Genomic DNA, 15074 nt, shown 5'->3' on the forward strand with positions numbered 1-15074 from the left:
GCAGGCGGGCATCCGTGCCCGCCTGTTTCACGTTTGGTGCTAGGCTTGCACGTAGGAAATTAAACTCAGCTACGGACTTCCATGCGCCCACTACTTACCCCTACCAGCAAGATGCTGGCCCTGGCACTCGCCATCTGCGCCAGCCCCGCCCTGGCCGTCGAAGGCTATTACCAGACCAAGACGCCGTATGCGCCGCAGCAGGACCCGGCCACCTATGCCGCGCCGCCGGATGGCTTCCAGCCCATCTTCACGCAGCTGGTGGCGCGCCACGGCTCGCGGGGGCTCACCAGCATGAAAAACGATGCGGCCCTGTATGCGATGTGGCAGCAAGCCGCCGCCCAGGATGCGCTCACGCCCCTGGGACGCGAACTGGGTCCCGACATCCTGGCCCTGATGAAGGCAAATGCCTTGCTCGGCTATGGCGTGGCCGGCATCGAGCAAGCCGGCTATGGCAATCTGTCGCAGACGGGCATCGACGAACACCGGCAGCTGGCCGCGCGCATGCTGGCGCGCCTGCCCGCCCTGTTCGCGCAAGTGGGGCAGGCGGCGACGGCGCCGCGCCAGCTCGTCACCATCAACTCGGGCGTGGACCGCGCGCGCGACAGTTCGCGCTTCTTCACGCGATCGCTGCTCGAGCGCGCACCCGCGCTGGCGCCCTTGTTGTACCTGCCGCCCGCGCCGGCACCTTACCCGCAAGGACGCAAGGCAGTGGCGCAGCCCGATGGCGTGAACCGCTTCCTGCTGTATGCGCACAAGCTGGCGCCGCAGACGGATCTTGTCACCGATCGGGCCAACCCGCATTACGCCACCTATGCCGCCAGCCAGGCCTACCAGTACTATGAAAGAACCAAGCAGCTGCATGCGCTGATGGATGCACCAGCACGGCAGCCGGAAGCGGCCGCGCATGCGCGCCACGTGCTCGAACGGCTGTTTGCGCCCGCCTTCCTCGACCAGTTTGAAGGCGGCCGCACCAGCTATGCGGACACGGGCAGCTACACCTTCACCAGCGCGGACGGCAAGCTCACGCGCACCATGACGGGCAGCGGCAAGACCGTCATCCGCAGCCTGAATGCGGCCGCCACGAAACTGTATGAGCTGTATGCGATCGCCGCCGGCATGCGGCATGAAGTGCCGGCCGATTTCAGCCGCTACATGCCCGTCGAAGATGCGCGCTACTACGCGTATGTCGCCGACTACGAGGATTTTTACCAGAAGGGACCGGCCACCACGGAAAGCAGCGGCGTGACCTGGCGTTTCGCGCTGGCCTTGCGCGAGGATTTTTTCAAGGAAGTCGATGCGCTGGCCAGGGGAGACTTGCGCCACGCGGCCAAGCTGCGCTTCACGCACGCCGAGATGCTCATTCCGCTCGCTTCGGCCATGGGCTTGAAGCAGGTGCTGGCGCCCTTGCCGGCATCGGCCAGCTACAGCTATGAGACGAATCCGTGGCGCGGCCAGAGTGTCTCGCCGCTGGCCGCCAACATGCAGTGGGATGTGTACCGCAACGGCGAAGGCCAGCTGATCGTGCGCCTGCTGTACAACGAAAAGGAAACCGACTTTCAGGCCGCCTGCGACGGTGCCCGCATCGCGCCCGGCAGCGTCTTCTACGACTATGCGAAACTGAAAACCTGCTACGGCCACGTGGCGGCGCGCTGACGCGCTGATGCTGCGCGCCGCCATCGCACCTTACTTCAATGTCGGCATGGCAAATTCCGCCCCGGCCGCCGTCGATGCCGGCCAGCGTTGCGTCACGGCCTTCTGCTTCGTGTAGAACCGCACGGATTCCGGACCATGCGCGTGGTGGTCGCCGAACAGGCTGCGCTTCCAGCCGCCGAAGCTGTGGAAAGCCATCGGCACGGGGATCGGCACGTTGACGCCCACCATCCCCACCTGCACCCGGTGCGTGTATTCGCGCGCCGTATTCCCATCGCGCGTGTAGATCGCCGTGCCGTTGCCGTATTCGTGCGCATTGACGAGGTCCAGCGCGCTGGCGAAATCGGGCACGCGCACGATGCACAACACGGGGCCGAAAATCTCTTCCTTGTAGATCGTCATCTCGGGCGTGACGTGATCGAACAGGCTGCCGCCGAGGAAAAATCCCTGTTCATGGCCGGGCAAGACGAAACCGCGCCCATCGGCCACCAGCTTGGCGCCTTCCTTGACACCCGTGGCGATGTAGCCGGCGATCTTCTCCTTGTGCACCTGCGTCACCACCGGTCCCATCTCGGCCGACAGATCCATGCCTTGCGTAATCTTTAACGCCGCGATGCGCGGCACCAGCGCTTCGACCAATTGATCGGCCACATTGCCCACCGCCACGACGACGGAAATGGCCATGCAGCGCTCGCCGGCCGAGCCGAAGGCCGCGCCCATCAGGGCGTCCACCGTCTGCGGGATATCCGCGTCTGGCATGACGACCATGTGGTTTTTCGCGCCGCCCAAGGCTTGCACGCGCTTGCCCTGCGCGCAGCCGGTGGCGTAGATGTATTCGGCGATCGGCGTGGAACCGACGAAGCTGACGGCGCGCACGTCCGGGTGGTGCAGCAAGCCATCCACGGCTTCCTTGTCTCCCTGCACGACGTTGAAGACGCCATCGGGCAAACCCGCATCCGTCAACAGCTGCGCCAGCAGCAGGCTGGCCGATGGGTCGCGTTCCGACGGCTTCAAGACGAAGGTATTGCCGCAGGCAATTGCCATCGGGAACATCCACATCGGCACCATGACGGGAAAATTGAAGGGCGTGATTCCGACGCACACGCCGAGCGCCTGGCGGATGGACCAGGCGTCGATGCCGCCGGCCACCTGCTCCGAATACTCCCCCTTCATCATTTGCGGGATGCCGCAGGCAAATTCCACTACTTCGATGCCACGCGTCACTTCCCCTTTGGCATCCGTGAACACCTTGCCGTGCTCGCTTGTGATCAGCGCGGCCAGCTTGTCGGCGTTTTGCTCCAGCAATTCCTTGAACTTGAACATGACCCTGGCGCGGCGCAGGGGCGAGGTCTGCGACCAGGCGGGAAAGGCCGCGTGGGCGGCGGCCACGGCCGCGTTCAATTCGGAAGGCGTCGCCAGCGCCACCTTCGCCGTCACGGCGCCCGTAGCGGGATTGAAGACGTCGCTCATGCGCTCGGAGCGCGAAGCCATCGGGTTGCCACCGATAAAGTGGCCAATCTGTTGCGTTGTCATTGGAGTTCCTTTATTTGCTATTCATCAGCCACTCATGGGCCGGGTCATTTTTAAAGTGCCACACGCGTTTCGGGCCGGCCATCACGTTCAGGTAATAGCCATCGTAGCCATACGGCACGGTGACGGGGTGGTAACCCCTGGGCACCATCACCACGTCGTGGTTTTCCACGGCCATGGCCTCGTCGATGGAACGGTCGTCCGTGTAGACCCGCTGGAAGGCAAAGCCCTGCTCCGGGTTCAGGCGGTGGTAATAGGTTTCCTCGAGCGAACTTTCCAGCGGCACATTGTCGCTGTCGTGTTTATGCGGCGGATAGCTCGACGAATGACCGGATGGCGTCACCACCTCCACCACCAGCAAGCCGTCGGCCTCGGCCGTCTGCGGCAGGATGTCGCACACATAACGCGTGTTGGCACCCTTGCCGCGCACGGAGCGCGTCATTGACAATGGCTCGATCAGGCGTGCCGGACGCTGGGTCGTGGCCGGTGCGCTGCACAGGGCCACTTCCGCATTGCTCACGGCCGTGATGCCGACCGTGGTTTCCAGCGGCACATACACGGCATACGGCGATACATCGTCAAACACGCTCTGGCGATTGCCGATGGCTTCCCACATCTGTTCACCGGCCCGCACCGTCACCATGCCCGTCAGCACGACGATGCACAGTTCGCGGCGGCCCGTGTCCAGGCTGAGGCTCTCGCCTGCTTGCAACCGATGCGCGGCGAAGCCCACGTGCGTCCAGCCGGCCGACGCGGGCGTGACCTCGACGATCTTGCCGCCGGTCTTGGCCGCTTTGACCAGCAGCGGGCTCATGCCGCCTCCCTGCCCAGGCGGGGAATGGCCTCGACCAGATGCGCCAGGTAATCGTGGCCCATCTTCGCATACTGATAGCTGGGCGCGACGGCCGGGTCCTGCTCCGCCTCCACCACCAGCCAGCCCGCGTAGCCGTGCAGATACAGCCGCGTCAGGATGGCCGGAAAGTCGATGCAGCCGTCGCCGGGCACGCTGAAGGCGCCATTGATGACGGCTTGCAGAAAACTCCAATGGCCATTTCTCGCCAGTTTCACCACGTTGGGGCGCACGTCCTTGCAATGCACGTGGCAGATGCGATCGATATGCTTGTTAAGCACCGCCAGCGCGTCGCCGCCGGCAAAGGTGATGTGACCCGTGTCGAACAGCAAGCCCACTTCCTGCCCCGTCAAGGCCATCAACTGGTCCACGTCGGCCGGCGTTTCCACGTAGGCGCCCATGTGGTGGTGGTAGGCCAGGCGCACGCCGTGGTCGAGCAAGTGTTTCGCAAACGCCGTCAGCTTGTCGGCGTAGTCCTGCCATTGCTGCTGCGACTGGAAACGCGGGCGCTTATACAAAGGCCGGGCTTCGCCCTGGATGGCATCGGCCACTTCGCCGTAGACCATGACGGTGGCGCCGCTGTCGGCCAGCAGCCGCAGATGCGGGCCAACGGAGGCGATCTCTTCTTCGACGGAGCGATGGGCCAGGCGGCCCGAATACCAGCCGGACACGCAGGCCAGACCATATTTGCCCAGCACGGCGTTCAGGGACGGGGCGTCCTTGGGAAACTTGTTGCCCAGCTCAAAACCCACGTAGCCGATCTCGGCGCCCTCCTTCAAGGCCGTTTCCAGCGGGGTTTCTCCCCCGAGCGACGGCAAATCGTCGTTCATCCACGAGATCGGGTTGATGCCGATCTTCACGTTCCATGTTGGTGCGTTCATTGTTGTTGTCCTTGGCGGTCGAGTTCATAACGGGCGCGCGCAGCTTGCACGCCGGCTTGCGTGGAAACCTCGGGCACGGCCACTTCCCACCAGCAGCCGCCCTCCTGCGTCGTGCGCGTGTCGTCCGTGTCGATGCAGATCAGATAGGTACGCGCGGCGGCGCGGGCGCGCAGCATCGCCTGTTCCAGTTCGGCAACGTTGGCCACGTGTTCGGACAGCGCGCCCAAGGATCGCGCATGCAGGGCGAAGTCGATACGCGGGGCGCTGTCGGGCAACATATTGTTGAACGAGGCATTGCCGCAGGCCTGCTGCAATCGGTTGATGCAGCCGTAGCCCCGGTTGTCGAGCACGACGATGATGAGTTTTTTGTCGAGCATGACGGAGGTGGCGATTTCCGAATTCATCATCAGATAACTGCCGTCACCGACCATGACGATCACCTCGGCATCGGGTTTGGCCATCTTGACGCCGAGGCCGCCCGCGATTTCATAGCCCATGCACGAGTAGCCGTATTCCATGTGGTAGCCACCCGGTGTTTCCGTTCGCCACAGTTTGTGCAGTTCGGCCGGCAGAGTCCCCGCCGCGCAGACGACGATGTCGCGGCTGGTGGAATCGGGAGCGGAACGCTGCACGGCGCCGATGACTTCGCCGTCGTACGGCAAGCCGGCCACCTCGCGTTTGCCGGTGATGGCGGCCACCGTCGCGCGCCAGGCGTTGCCCGCCTGCTGCGCGCGGTCCATCCATTGCCCAGCGCTGTTCCAGCTGCCAAGCAGCCGCGACAGGCCTTGCAAGCCCAGCGTCGCGTCCGCCTGCAAGCCCAGGCCACGACGTTTCAGCACGTCAAAACTGTTGACGTTCAAGCTGACCAGCTGCGCCTGCGCAAACAGGGAATTCGAGCCGGTGGTGAAATCCTGCAGGCGCGTACCGATGGCCAGCACCACGTCCGCATCCGCCGCCAGCGCGTTCGCGGCAGGCGAGCCCGTCACGCCGATGGCGCCCAGCTGCAGCGGATGGTCCCATGGCAGGGAACTTTTACCGGCCTGGGTTTCCGCCACGGGAATGCCATGGCGCTCGGCAAACGCCTGCAAGGCGGCGCTGGCCTGGCCGTACAGCACACCGCCACCAGCCACGATCAGCGGCTGCTTGGCGTTTTTCAACAGCGACACCGCTTCTTCCAGTTCCTGCTCGACAGGCGGCAAGGCACGGAAACGCACGACTCTCGGTTCGAAAAAGCTGGCAGGATAGTCATACGCCATGGTCTGCACGTCTTGCGGCAAAGATAAAGTGACGGGGCCGCAGGCGGCCGGGTCCGTCAAGGCGGCGATGGCACGCGGCAAGGCGGTGAGCAATTGCTCCGGATAGACGATGCGGTCGAAATAACGCGATAAAGGTTTGAACGCATCGTTGACGGAAACGCTGCCATCCGTGCCGTCTTCCAGCTGCTGCAGCACGGGATCCGGGGCGCGCGAGACGAACACATCGCCAGGCAACAGCAATACCGGCAAGCGGTTCACGTGCGCCAGGGCGGCGGCCGTCAGCAAGTTGGTGGCGCCGGGACCGATGGAACTGGTCACCGCCATCATGCGCTGGCGCATGTGCGCTTTTGCGTAAGCGATGGCCGCGTGCGCCATCGCCTGCTCGTTGTGGGCGCGATAAGTCGGGAAACTGTCACGGTACTGGTACAACGCCTCGCCCAATCCCGCCACGTTGCCGTGGCCAAAGATGGCGAAGGCGCCGCCGAACAAGGGTTCGCCCCCTTCCACCCGCAACGCGGCCAGATAGCGCACCAGCGCCTGCGCCATGGTCAATCTGATCGTGGCGCTCATGCTGCACGCTCCAGGCGATTGCGCGTACGCTGCCACAGGGCGATGAGCTGCTCGAAGTTGGCGCGCACTGCGGCGATCAGGCCCGCGTCGTCGAGTTCGCCCGCCAGCCAGCGGCGGCTCGGTTCCTGGAAGATGGTGCGGCCCACCATGAAGCCGCGGCACGTCGTGCTGGCACTGGCTTGCTCAAAACTGTCGGCCAGGGCGGCAATCGGCGCGTTCAAACCCAGCAGGACGACGCCACGGCAATACGGATCGCGCTCATGCACGAGGGCGTCGATCGCTTGCCATTGCTTGGCCGACATGCTTTCCAGCTTCCACCATTCCGGATAGATGCCCAGGTTGTACAGGCGCTTGACGGCGCGATACACGGTATCGTCGTGCTGCGGCAGCGACTTGGCGGGAATAATTTCCAGCAGCAATTCATGGCCCGTGATTTGCGCCGCGTCGTACAAGCCCTTGATCTGTGCTTCCTGTTCCAGGCGGTTTTCCGGCGTATCGTCGGGGTGCAACTGCACCAGGCACTTGATCACATGTTCCTTCGGCCACTGCGTCAGGCGCGACGCGAGCGAGCGGCCCCAGTCGAACTGCAGCGGATTCGAGCCCGGCATCTCGACGGGACGGCCGATCCACCAGCCGCGCCCCGTCGCATCGTTGAGCGCATCGGCGCCATAGCGGTCATCGATCAGAACACCCGTGCCGCCCTGCAAGCTACGCGCCGACTCCGTCTGGCCCACAGCTTGCACGAACAGTTGCTTCAGCTTTGCAATCCGCGCTTCATCGCTGGCTCCCTGCTGGGCCAGCTCAAAGAATTGCGTGCGGTGATCAAACGCAAACACGCACAGCTCATTCCACTCCTTGCGCGCCACCGTCGTGCGGTGCAAGCGCGCCAGCGTGGCGTCCTGGTCGGGACGGCTCAGTTTGGCCGCGTTGGCCAGGAAATAGTCGAGCTCAACGGGCGACGGCATGGCCGGCGCGCAGCCATGGCGCGACACGACCAAGGCGCCGCAGCCATTCGCATAGCGGCAGCACGCCGCGTAATCCTCGCCGCGCAGCCAGCCTTTCAGGAAACCGGAAAGGAAAGCGTCGCCCGCGCCCAGCACGTTCAGCACGTCCACGCGCACGCCCTGATAATTGAATGCCGCATCGAGGCTGGCAGGAATGCCCGCCTCGATGACGGCGCAGCCCAGCGGCCCGCGCTTGACGACCAGGGTGGCACCGCTCACGGCCCGCACGGCGCGCAGGGACGCCATGATGTCCGCGCCGCCACCGGCGATCATGAATTCCTCTTCCGTGCCGACGATCAAATCAAATTGCGGCAGGATCGCCTGCAAGTGGCTGGTCACGCCTTCGTTCGAGACGAAACGCGTTTCGCCATCGGCCTTGCCCGACAAGCCCCACAGCACGGGCCGGTAATCGATGTCGAGCACGGTGCGCACGTTGCTGGCACGGGCCAACTTCAGGGCCTGCGTGCTGACGGCGTGCATGGCGGATGTGGAAAAATGCGTGCCGGTGATCAATAGCGCCTTGCTGGAGGCGATAAAGGCGGCGTCGACGGCGGATGGCTCGATGGCCATGTCGGCGCAATTTTCACGGTAAAAAATCAGGGGAAACGTGTTTTTATCCTTGATGCCCAGCATCACCAGGGCCGTGAGGCGCTCGCGGTCGATGCCGACGTGGCTGACGTCGCAACCCTCCTGCGACAAGGTGTCCGTCAAGAAACGGCCCATATGGTCGTCGCCCACCTTCGACAGCATGGCCGACTTCAAGCCCAGGCGCGCCGTGCCGAAGGCGATGTTCGCCGACGAGCCGCCCAGGTATTTGGCGAAACTGGTCGCGTCTTCCAGGGTGCTGCCGATCTGCTGCGCGTACAGGTCCACCGCCAGGCGGCCCAGGCAGATCACGTCCAGCGCGCGGCCCTGGGCAAATTCAGTCGTATTCTTCATGGCATTGCTTCCTTATGACAGTTGCACGATACGCTGCTCGCGCCACGACACGGTGGCCGCTTCGGCCAGTTCCAGGGCCTTCAAGCCGTCGTGGACGGTGGTGCGCAGGGGCGCGCCATGGGCAAAGGCATCGAAAAAGTGCGCCATCTCGCTGGCGTAGGCGGCGCGGTAGCGTTCCAGGAAAAAATCTTCCGGACGGTCCACGCTGACGTTGACGGCACCATACGCCGTCACTTCCGTCGGTTTGTGGTTGCCTGCCTGCAGCATGCCGGCGCTGCCCAGCACTTCGAAGCGCTGGTCGTAGCCATAGGCGGCGCGGCGCGTGGTGTTGATCTGGCACAAGCGGCCTTGTGCCGTGCGGATGGTCACGGCCGTGCAATCGAGGTCGCCCGCCGCGCCGATGGCCGGGTCGACCAGGCAGCTGCCCGTCGCGTGCACGCTGACGGCTTCGTCATCGAGTATCCAGCGGAAGATGTCGAAATCGTGGATCAGCATATCCTTGAAGATGCCGCCCGACACCTGGATGTAGCTGACGGGTGGCGGGCCCGGATCGCGGCTGGTAACGATAAGCAACTCCGGCGTGCCGATCTCGCCCGCCGCGATGCGCTGCTTGACGGCGGCGAACGTGGGATCGTAGCGGCGCTGGAAGCCGATCATGCACAGCACGCCCGCTTCCTTGACGGCGGCGGCGGCGGCGCGCGCGCGTTCCAGCGTCAGGTCGACGGGTTTCTCGCAAAAGATGGCCTTGCCGGCGGCGGCCGCGCGCACGATCAGGTCCGCATGCGTGTCCGTACTCGACGCGATCAGCACGGCCTTGACTTCGGGGTCGGCCAGCACGGCTTCCACGCTGGCGACGCTGGCGCCATGCAGGGCCGCCACTTCCGCCGCCGCGCCCGCATGCACGTCGACCACGTATTTCAGGCGCACGCCGGGCTGGCGCACCAGATTGCCAGCGTGAATACGGCCGATGCGGCCGGCGCCGAACAATGCCACTTGAATCATTTCCATCTCCTTGATAGTCGGAAGTACGTTGCCCGAAAATGCACACGTGTGCAAATTCAGGCAAAAAAGGTTAAAACAAGTGAATGACGCCCAGCATAACGCCGCTGAGCTTGGCACCCTTCTTGGTGGCGGCGAAGGCATTGCCGCCAAATGTGTAGTTGGCATTCTTGTCATTATTCGTTTGCGTGTAGTAGGCGTACACGGTGCTGCGCTTGGACAAGTAATACTCGTAGCCCAGGGTGGCCTGCTTGGCGCCGCTGTCATCGCCGCGCACCAGGGTGGTCGCCTTGATGGTCACGCTGCTGCCGTTGGGCGCGCTGCCGGACACATCGCCAGCCACACCGAACCGGCCGATGAAGGAACCGCCGCCCGCCTTGTAGGCACCCGTGATGGTGAAATAGTCCCGCTGCAAGTCGCCGCCGGCCACGTCATACACCAGGCGGTTCCAGGCCACGCCCACATCGCCGCCGCCGAAGTTGTAATTGCCCACGGCGCGGAACATTTTTTCGCTGAAACCGGGACGCAAATCCTTGTGCTTTTCATAGCCGACGGCTCCCTTGACGGGACCGTTCACGTATTGAACGATGCCCGAATAGATGCGGTCGCCATTCGACGCCTCGTTTTCGCTGGCGCGGTAGATCGTGGCGCTGAATCCCTGCACCACGGGCGTGCGATAGCTGACGGCGTTCGAACTGCGGCGGTTGAAGCCTTCGCCCCCAAGCTGGGAAATGTTGGCGTCGTCCTGGATGCCTTCGCCCACGAAACGGTTGGTGTAGCCGTTGATCTGGCGGATCGGCGTGGCGAAGCGGCCCAGCGCGATACGGCCATAGGCGGGGTTTTCCAGGCCGACAAAGGTATCCTTGCTATTGATGGCGCCCGTGCCATCGTCGAGCTTGGCGTTGCCCTCGATCTGGAAGAAGGCCGTGTTGCCACTGCCCAAATCTTCGCGTCCCCGGAAACCGATCTTCGAGGAATTGTCCGACACACGCGACACGGACTCGCCATTCGGCGCCGTGGCCGAACTCGACGTTTCGATACGGTCGAAGCCCGCATGGATACGACCATACACGACGACGCTCGATTCGGCCAGGACGCAGCCTGAGGCGGCCAGCAGCAATACTGCGGCGGCGATCTTGTTCAACTGCATGGTGTTCATCTCGTTTTTCATCCCGTTTTTCATTCTTGTCTCCTGCTTGTTTTTATGGTGGTGGATTACTCATGATGCTCAACAGTGTGTTGCTCCTGCGCGCGCCCGCCGCTGGACGCCTTCCCTCCCTTTCAAAGTAGATGATTTATTGGCAGCGCGGCAATGCCAGCGCTTCCAGTTGCGGATACAAACGGGGACCGCCCACGAGGATGGGGTTGCCCTTTTCCAGGCCGTTATCGGCGAGAAAATCATTGCAGCGCCCGCCCGCCTCGTTGACGAGCACGATGCCCGCCAGGCAATCCCAGGAATTGATGTGCGGCTCGAAATAGCCGATCAGGCGCCCGGCCGCCACGTAGGCGATCATCAAGGCGCCGGAACCGTTGCGGATGAACATGCCGCCCACTTCCAGCACGTCGAGCAGGAACGGTAAAAAGGTGTCGGTGCCCACGCGGTGCGAAAAGCCCACGCCCAGCACGCCGCCCTGCAAGCTGGCCACGTCGTTCACGCGCAGCCGCGTTTCGCCCGCCTTCGCGGTCACGTGCGCGCCCTGCCCCAGGCAAGCATGGAACAGCTCGTCCGCATTCGGGTCGTACACGGCGCCGATGGCGGGCTGGCCGTCGACCAGCACGCCGATCGACACGCACCAGGCCAGCATGCCGTTGACGAAGCAGGCAGTGCCGTCGATGGGATCGATGACCCACACGCAGCGCGCATCGGACGCGCCGCCGCCGCGCTCCTCGCCCACCACGGCGTCTTCCGGGAAGCGCTCGGCGATCTGCGCGCGCAGGAAATCCTCCACCATGCGGTCGGCGATGCTGACCATGTCCTGCAAGCCCTTTTCCTCGATCACCAGCTCCGTGCGGCGCAGGAACATGCCCAGCGCAATCTCGCCCGCCTGGCGGATGATGTGCCGCGCATAGGCATAGCGTTCCAGCGTGGCCGCATCGGCCAGTGCTGCCTGTGTCATATCTGTCATGCTTGTCCTCCAATGATGGCTGCGCCATGTTCGTGTACGGTCATGGCGACCGATGTGCCTTGCGTGAAAACCTGGCTCAAGTCGTGCGAGACGGCAAACAGTTCGCCGACGGGCGTGTCGAGCGTGTATTGCATTTCGCGTCCCAGGTAGGTGGCGCGCGCCACGCGCACCACCATGGCGCTGTCGGGCTGCGCGGGCGACAGCAGGATGGCTTCCGGGCGCACGGCGAAACTGGCTTCGCCGCTGCGCTGGCCGCGGCATGGCAGGCGCAGCCGCAGCTTGCCCATCACGCAGACGGCCTTGCCGTCGGCCACCGATTCGATCACGCCATCGACGATGTTCGCGTTGCAGATGAAGTCGGCGACGAACTTGTCGGCGGGCGACTCGAACAGCTCGTGCGGCGTGCCCTTTTGCGCGATCACTTGCCGGTTCATGACGATGATCTGGTCGGAAATGGCCAGCGCCTCTTCCTGGTCATGCGTGACGTACACGGCCGTCAAGCCCAGCTTGACCTGGATGTCGCGGATCTCGTCGCGCACGCGGCGGCGCAGTTTCGTGTCGAGGTTGGAGAGCGGCTCGTCCAGCAGCAGCACCTTGGGCTGCAGCACCAGCGAGCGGGCCACGGCCACGCGCTGCTGCTGGCCGCCCGACAGTTCGTTCGGGAAGCGCGCGGCGAAGTCGGCCAGGCCCACCAGGCGCAGACTTTCCTGCGCCCGTTCGATGGCGCGCGGCTTGGTCTCGCCCGAGACGGTCAAGCCGTAGCACACGTTGTCGAGCACCGTCATGTGCGGAAACAGCGCATACGACTGGAACACCATGCTGACGTCGCGCTCGGCGGCGGAGGTCAAGGTGACGTCCTCGCCGGCCAGCAGGATGCGCCCGGCGCTGACGCGTTCCAGGCCGGCGATCAGGCGCAGGGTCGAGGTCTTGCCGCAGCCGCTGGGCCCCAGCAGGGTGACCATGGTGCGCGGCGCGATGGTGAACGAGACGTCGTTCACGGCCAGGGCCTTGCCGTAGCGCTTGGTGACGCCGTCGAATTCCAGCGCAGCGATGGCTGTTTCATGGGTAGTAAAGTGGTTCATGCGTAGCTCTTTTCCAGGTTGGGAACGGCGGCCGGCAGCGTTTTTTCGGCGCTGACGCGGCGAAGGCGGCGCTTGCCAACCAGCAGGTGGATCAATTGGATGCACAGCAGGATGACGACGATCAAGACCGTGGCGTAGGCGATCGCCGTGCCGTAGTTGCCGTTCGACACCAGGCCGATGATGTAGGACGTGGCCATGTCATAGTCGGCGCTGACGAGGAAGACGACGGCCGAGATCGACGTGATCGAGCGCACGAAGCCATACACGAGGGCCGAGGCGATGGCCGGACGCAGCAGCGGCAGGATGACCTTGCGCATGGTGGTCCAGCTGCTGGCGCCCAGGGTGATCGAGGCCTCGTCTAGGCTGCCGTCGAGCTGGCGCATGGCGGCGATGCCCGTGCGCAGTCCCATCGGCATGTTGCGGAAGACAAAGCACAGGATCAAAATCGTCGCCGTGCCCGTCAACTCGATCGGCGCCGAGTTGAACGCGAGGATGTAGCTGATGCCGATGACGGTGCCGGGAATGGCAAAGCTGAGCATGGTGCCGAACTCGAACGCGCTCTTCAGGGCGAATTGCTGGCGCACCAGCAGCCAGGCCGAGAGGATGCCGACAAAGGCCGTCAAGGGCGCGGCGATGGCCGAGATCGTCAGGGTGGTGAACAGCGATGGCCAGGCCTGGCCCGTCCAGTGCCAGCCGGAAGCGCCCGCCGTGATGCCGAAGGCGTCGATGTAGTGGCGCAAGGTGAAGGCATTGTCCTGGCCCCAGTTATTCACGAAGCCGCCCGCCACTACCGTACCGTACACCAGGGCCGTGAAGGCGAACCATGGCAGGGCGATGGTCCACAGGGTGGTCTTCAGGCGCGGGTTGAGCGAGGCGTGGCCGCCATGGTCGGCCTTGCCCGTCACCGTCACATACGATTTCTTGCCCAGCCACAGGTTCTGGATGAAGAAGGCGCCCACGGCAAAGGTCAGCAGCACGATGGCCAACGTCGCGGCGCGGCCCTGGTCGTTCGAGGCGCCCACCACGGAAAAGAAGATTTCCGTCGACAGCACGTGGAAGTTGCCGCCCAAGACCATCGGGTTGCCGAAGTCGGCCATGCTTTCGATAAAGCACAACAGGAAGGCGTTGGCGATGCCGGGACGCATCAAGGGCAGCGACACCTTGACGAAGGTTTGCCAGCTGCTCGCGCCCAGGGTGCCCGACGCCTCTTCCAGCGAAGGGCTGACGCCTTCCACCACGCCTATCAATGTCATGAAGGCGATCGGCGCAAAGGCCAGCATCTGCGACAGCCACACGCCCGTCATGCCGTACAGCCAGCGGCTTTGTTCGATGCCAAACAGGTCGCCGACCAGGCCCGTGATGGCGCCGTTGCGGCCGAACAGCAGGATCAGCGCCAGGCCCAGCACGAACGGCGGCGTGACGATGGGGAGTATCGTGATGGCGCGCATCGGACGCACCCAGCGGCCATTGGTGCGCGTCACCAGCAGGGCGAACACGAGACCGAGGAAGGTGGCCGACACGCCCGTCAGCAAGGCCAGCGCCAGGGTGTTCCAGGCCACGCCGCAGCGGCCGGGACCGGACACGCAATTGAGGCTCCAGATGCCCGGATCCGCCAGGCGGCGCGCCAGGGCGGCGGCGCCCGTGCCGCCATCGTCCATCGGCTGGCCGGCGCTGACGAGGATCAGCGCGACGGGGAACAGCACGAACAGGGAAATCAGGCAAATGATGAGGCCGATGGCGCCGGCGACGAAGGCGTCGCCGCGGCACACGCCGCAGGCGGCCGCGCCGGACGTGAGGAGGAACAGCAGGCACAGCGCCAGCAGCAGCGCGCCGAAACCCAGGCCGGTGCCGGCGGCCAGCGGGCCCCAGCCCAGCCATGCCAGCCACAGCATGCCGGTGCCGCCGATGGCGATCTGGCCCAGGCCCAGGGTCTTGCGGTGGGGATTGGCGGCCACCAGCGCGGCGCTGGCGGCGAGCAGAGCGAAGAACACGCCCAGCGGCCAGGCGCCGAACGACAGCAGGTGCAGCACGGCCGGTGCGCCACGCTCCGCGAAGAACTGGCCGTCGCGCAGCCATTCACCGGCGAACAGTCCCGCTTCCTGCTGCTGCCAGGGCAACAGGCACAACGCTGCCAGGGCGGCCAGCAGCCAGCCGTAAAATATTTTTTTCATGAGTTTCATCCAACTA

Annotated in this window: 11 protein-coding genes; 1 reads left to right on the forward strand and 10 read right to left on the reverse strand. The window is 64.5% G+C overall.

Annotation, left to right across the window (positions count from 1 at the left end):
• Positions 1-81: 81 nt before the first annotated feature.
• Complete coding sequence (locus LSO07_RS25400) at positions 82-1653, forward strand: histidine-type phosphatase (protein WP_151096942.1); 1572 nt, start codon at positions 82-84, stop codon at positions 1651-1653.
• Positions 1654-1683: 30 nt separating this feature from the next.
• On the opposite strand, the gene LSO07_RS25405 is transcribed toward LSO07_RS25400, so the two are convergent.
• From LSO07_RS25405 to LSO07_RS25450, 10 genes are all read right to left on the reverse strand, one after another.
• Positions 1684-3183, reverse strand: a complete 1500-nt coding sequence (locus LSO07_RS25405; protein WP_151096943.1) for a CoA-acylating methylmalonate-semialdehyde dehydrogenase — start codon at positions 3181-3183, stop codon at positions 1684-1686.
• Between the two features lie 10 nt (positions 3184-3193).
• A complete protein-coding gene (gene iolB, locus LSO07_RS25410) occupies positions 3194-3994 on the reverse strand; it encodes a 5-deoxy-glucuronate isomerase (RefSeq protein WP_231772996.1) in 801 nt (266 codons plus the stop codon).
• Complete coding sequence (iolE, locus tag LSO07_RS25415) at positions 3991-4911, reverse strand: myo-inosose-2 dehydratase (RefSeq protein ID WP_151096944.1); 921 nt, start codon at positions 4909-4911, stop codon at positions 3991-3993. Before iolE ends, iolB begins: the two co-directional genes overlap by 4 nt.
• Positions 4908-6737 carry a 3D-(3,5/4)-trihydroxycyclohexane-1,2-dione acylhydrolase (decyclizing) gene (gene iolD, locus LSO07_RS25420; RefSeq protein WP_151096945.1) on the reverse strand — a complete coding sequence of 610 codons (1830 nt, stop codon included), beginning with the start codon at positions 6735-6737 and terminating at the stop codon, positions 4908-4910. The genes iolE and iolD overlap by 4 nt, the downstream gene beginning before the upstream one ends.
• Complete coding sequence (locus tag LSO07_RS25425; protein ID WP_151096946.1) at positions 6734-8680, reverse strand: bifunctional 5-dehydro-2-deoxygluconokinase/5-dehydro-2-deoxyphosphogluconate aldolase; 1947 nt, start codon at positions 8678-8680, stop codon at positions 6734-6736. The genes iolD and LSO07_RS25425 overlap by 4 nt, the downstream gene beginning before the upstream one ends.
• Positions 8681-8692: 12 nt before the next feature.
• Positions 8693-9682 (reverse strand): inositol 2-dehydrogenase, encoded by a 990-nt coding sequence (iolG, locus tag LSO07_RS25430; RefSeq protein WP_151096947.1) that lies wholly within the window; start codon positions 9680-9682, stop codon positions 8693-8695.
• A 70-nt stretch (positions 9683-9752) separates the two neighbouring features.
• Positions 9753-10862 (reverse strand): porin, encoded by a 1110-nt coding sequence (locus tag LSO07_RS25435; protein WP_151096948.1) that lies wholly within the window; start codon positions 10860-10862, stop codon positions 9753-9755.
• Positions 10863-10974: 112 nt separating this feature from the next.
• The gene (locus LSO07_RS25440) at positions 10975-11805 is read right to left on the reverse strand and encodes an inositol monophosphatase family protein (protein ID WP_208672434.1); all 831 of its coding nucleotides are present in this window, start codon (positions 11803-11805) and stop codon (positions 10975-10977) included.
• Positions 11802-12887: an ABC transporter ATP-binding protein gene (locus LSO07_RS25445; protein ID WP_151096949.1), complete on the reverse strand. Its 1086-nt coding sequence runs from the start codon at positions 12885-12887 to the stop codon at positions 11802-11804. The genes LSO07_RS25440 and LSO07_RS25445 overlap by 4 nt, the downstream gene beginning before the upstream one ends.
• Complete coding sequence (locus tag LSO07_RS25450) at positions 12884-15058, reverse strand: ABC transporter permease (protein WP_225317420.1); 2175 nt, start codon at positions 15056-15058, stop codon at positions 12884-12886. The genes LSO07_RS25445 and LSO07_RS25450 overlap by 4 nt, the downstream gene beginning before the upstream one ends.
• Positions 15059-15074: the final 16 nt, after the last annotated feature.

Source organism: Janthinobacterium sp. PLB04, from assembly GCF_021165895.1.
Classification (GTDB): Bacteria; Pseudomonadota; Gammaproteobacteria; order Burkholderiales; family Burkholderiaceae_D; genus Janthinobacterium; species Janthinobacterium lividum.

Bases quoted from the DNA above. Each gene is read 5' to 3' on its own strand.
- iolG (WP_151096947.1), bottom strand. From the start codon at position 9,682: ATGATTCAAGTGGCATTGTTCGGCGCCGGCCGCATCGGCCGTATTCAC.
- iolB (WP_231772996.1), bottom strand. From the start codon at position 3,994: ATGAGCCCGCTGCTGGTCAAAGCGGCCAAGACCGGCGGCAAGATCGTC.
- LSO07_RS25425 (WP_151096946.1), bottom strand. From the start codon at position 8,680: ATGAAGAATACGACTGAATTTGCCCAGGGCCGCGCGCTGGACGTGATC.
- LSO07_RS25450 (WP_225317420.1), bottom strand. From the start codon at position 15,058: ATGAAAAAAATATTTTACGGCTGGCTGCTGGCCGCCCTGGCAGCGTTG.
- LSO07_RS25445 (WP_151096949.1), bottom strand. From the start codon at position 12,887: ATGAACCACTTTACTACCCATGAAACAGCCATCGCTGCGCTGGAATTC.
- LSO07_RS25440 (WP_208672434.1), bottom strand. From the start codon at position 11,805: ATGACAGATATGACACAGGCAGCACTGGCCGATGCGGCCACGCTGGAA.
- LSO07_RS25400 (WP_151096942.1), top strand. From the start codon at position 82: ATGCGCCCACTACTTACCCCTACCAGCAAGATGCTGGCCCTGGCACTC.
- iolE (WP_151096944.1), bottom strand. From the start codon at position 4,911: ATGAACGCACCAACATGGAACGTGAAGATCGGCATCAACCCGATCTCG.
- LSO07_RS25405 (WP_151096943.1), bottom strand. From the start codon at position 3,183: ATGACAACGCAACAGATTGGCCACTTTATCGGTGGCAACCCGATGGCT.
- LSO07_RS25435 (WP_151096948.1), bottom strand. From the start codon at position 10,862: ATGAAAAACGGGATGAAAAACGAGATGAACACCATGCAGTTGAACAAG.
- iolD (WP_151096945.1), bottom strand. From the start codon at position 6,737: ATGAGCGCCACGATCAGATTGACCATGGCGCAGGCGCTGGTGCGCTAT.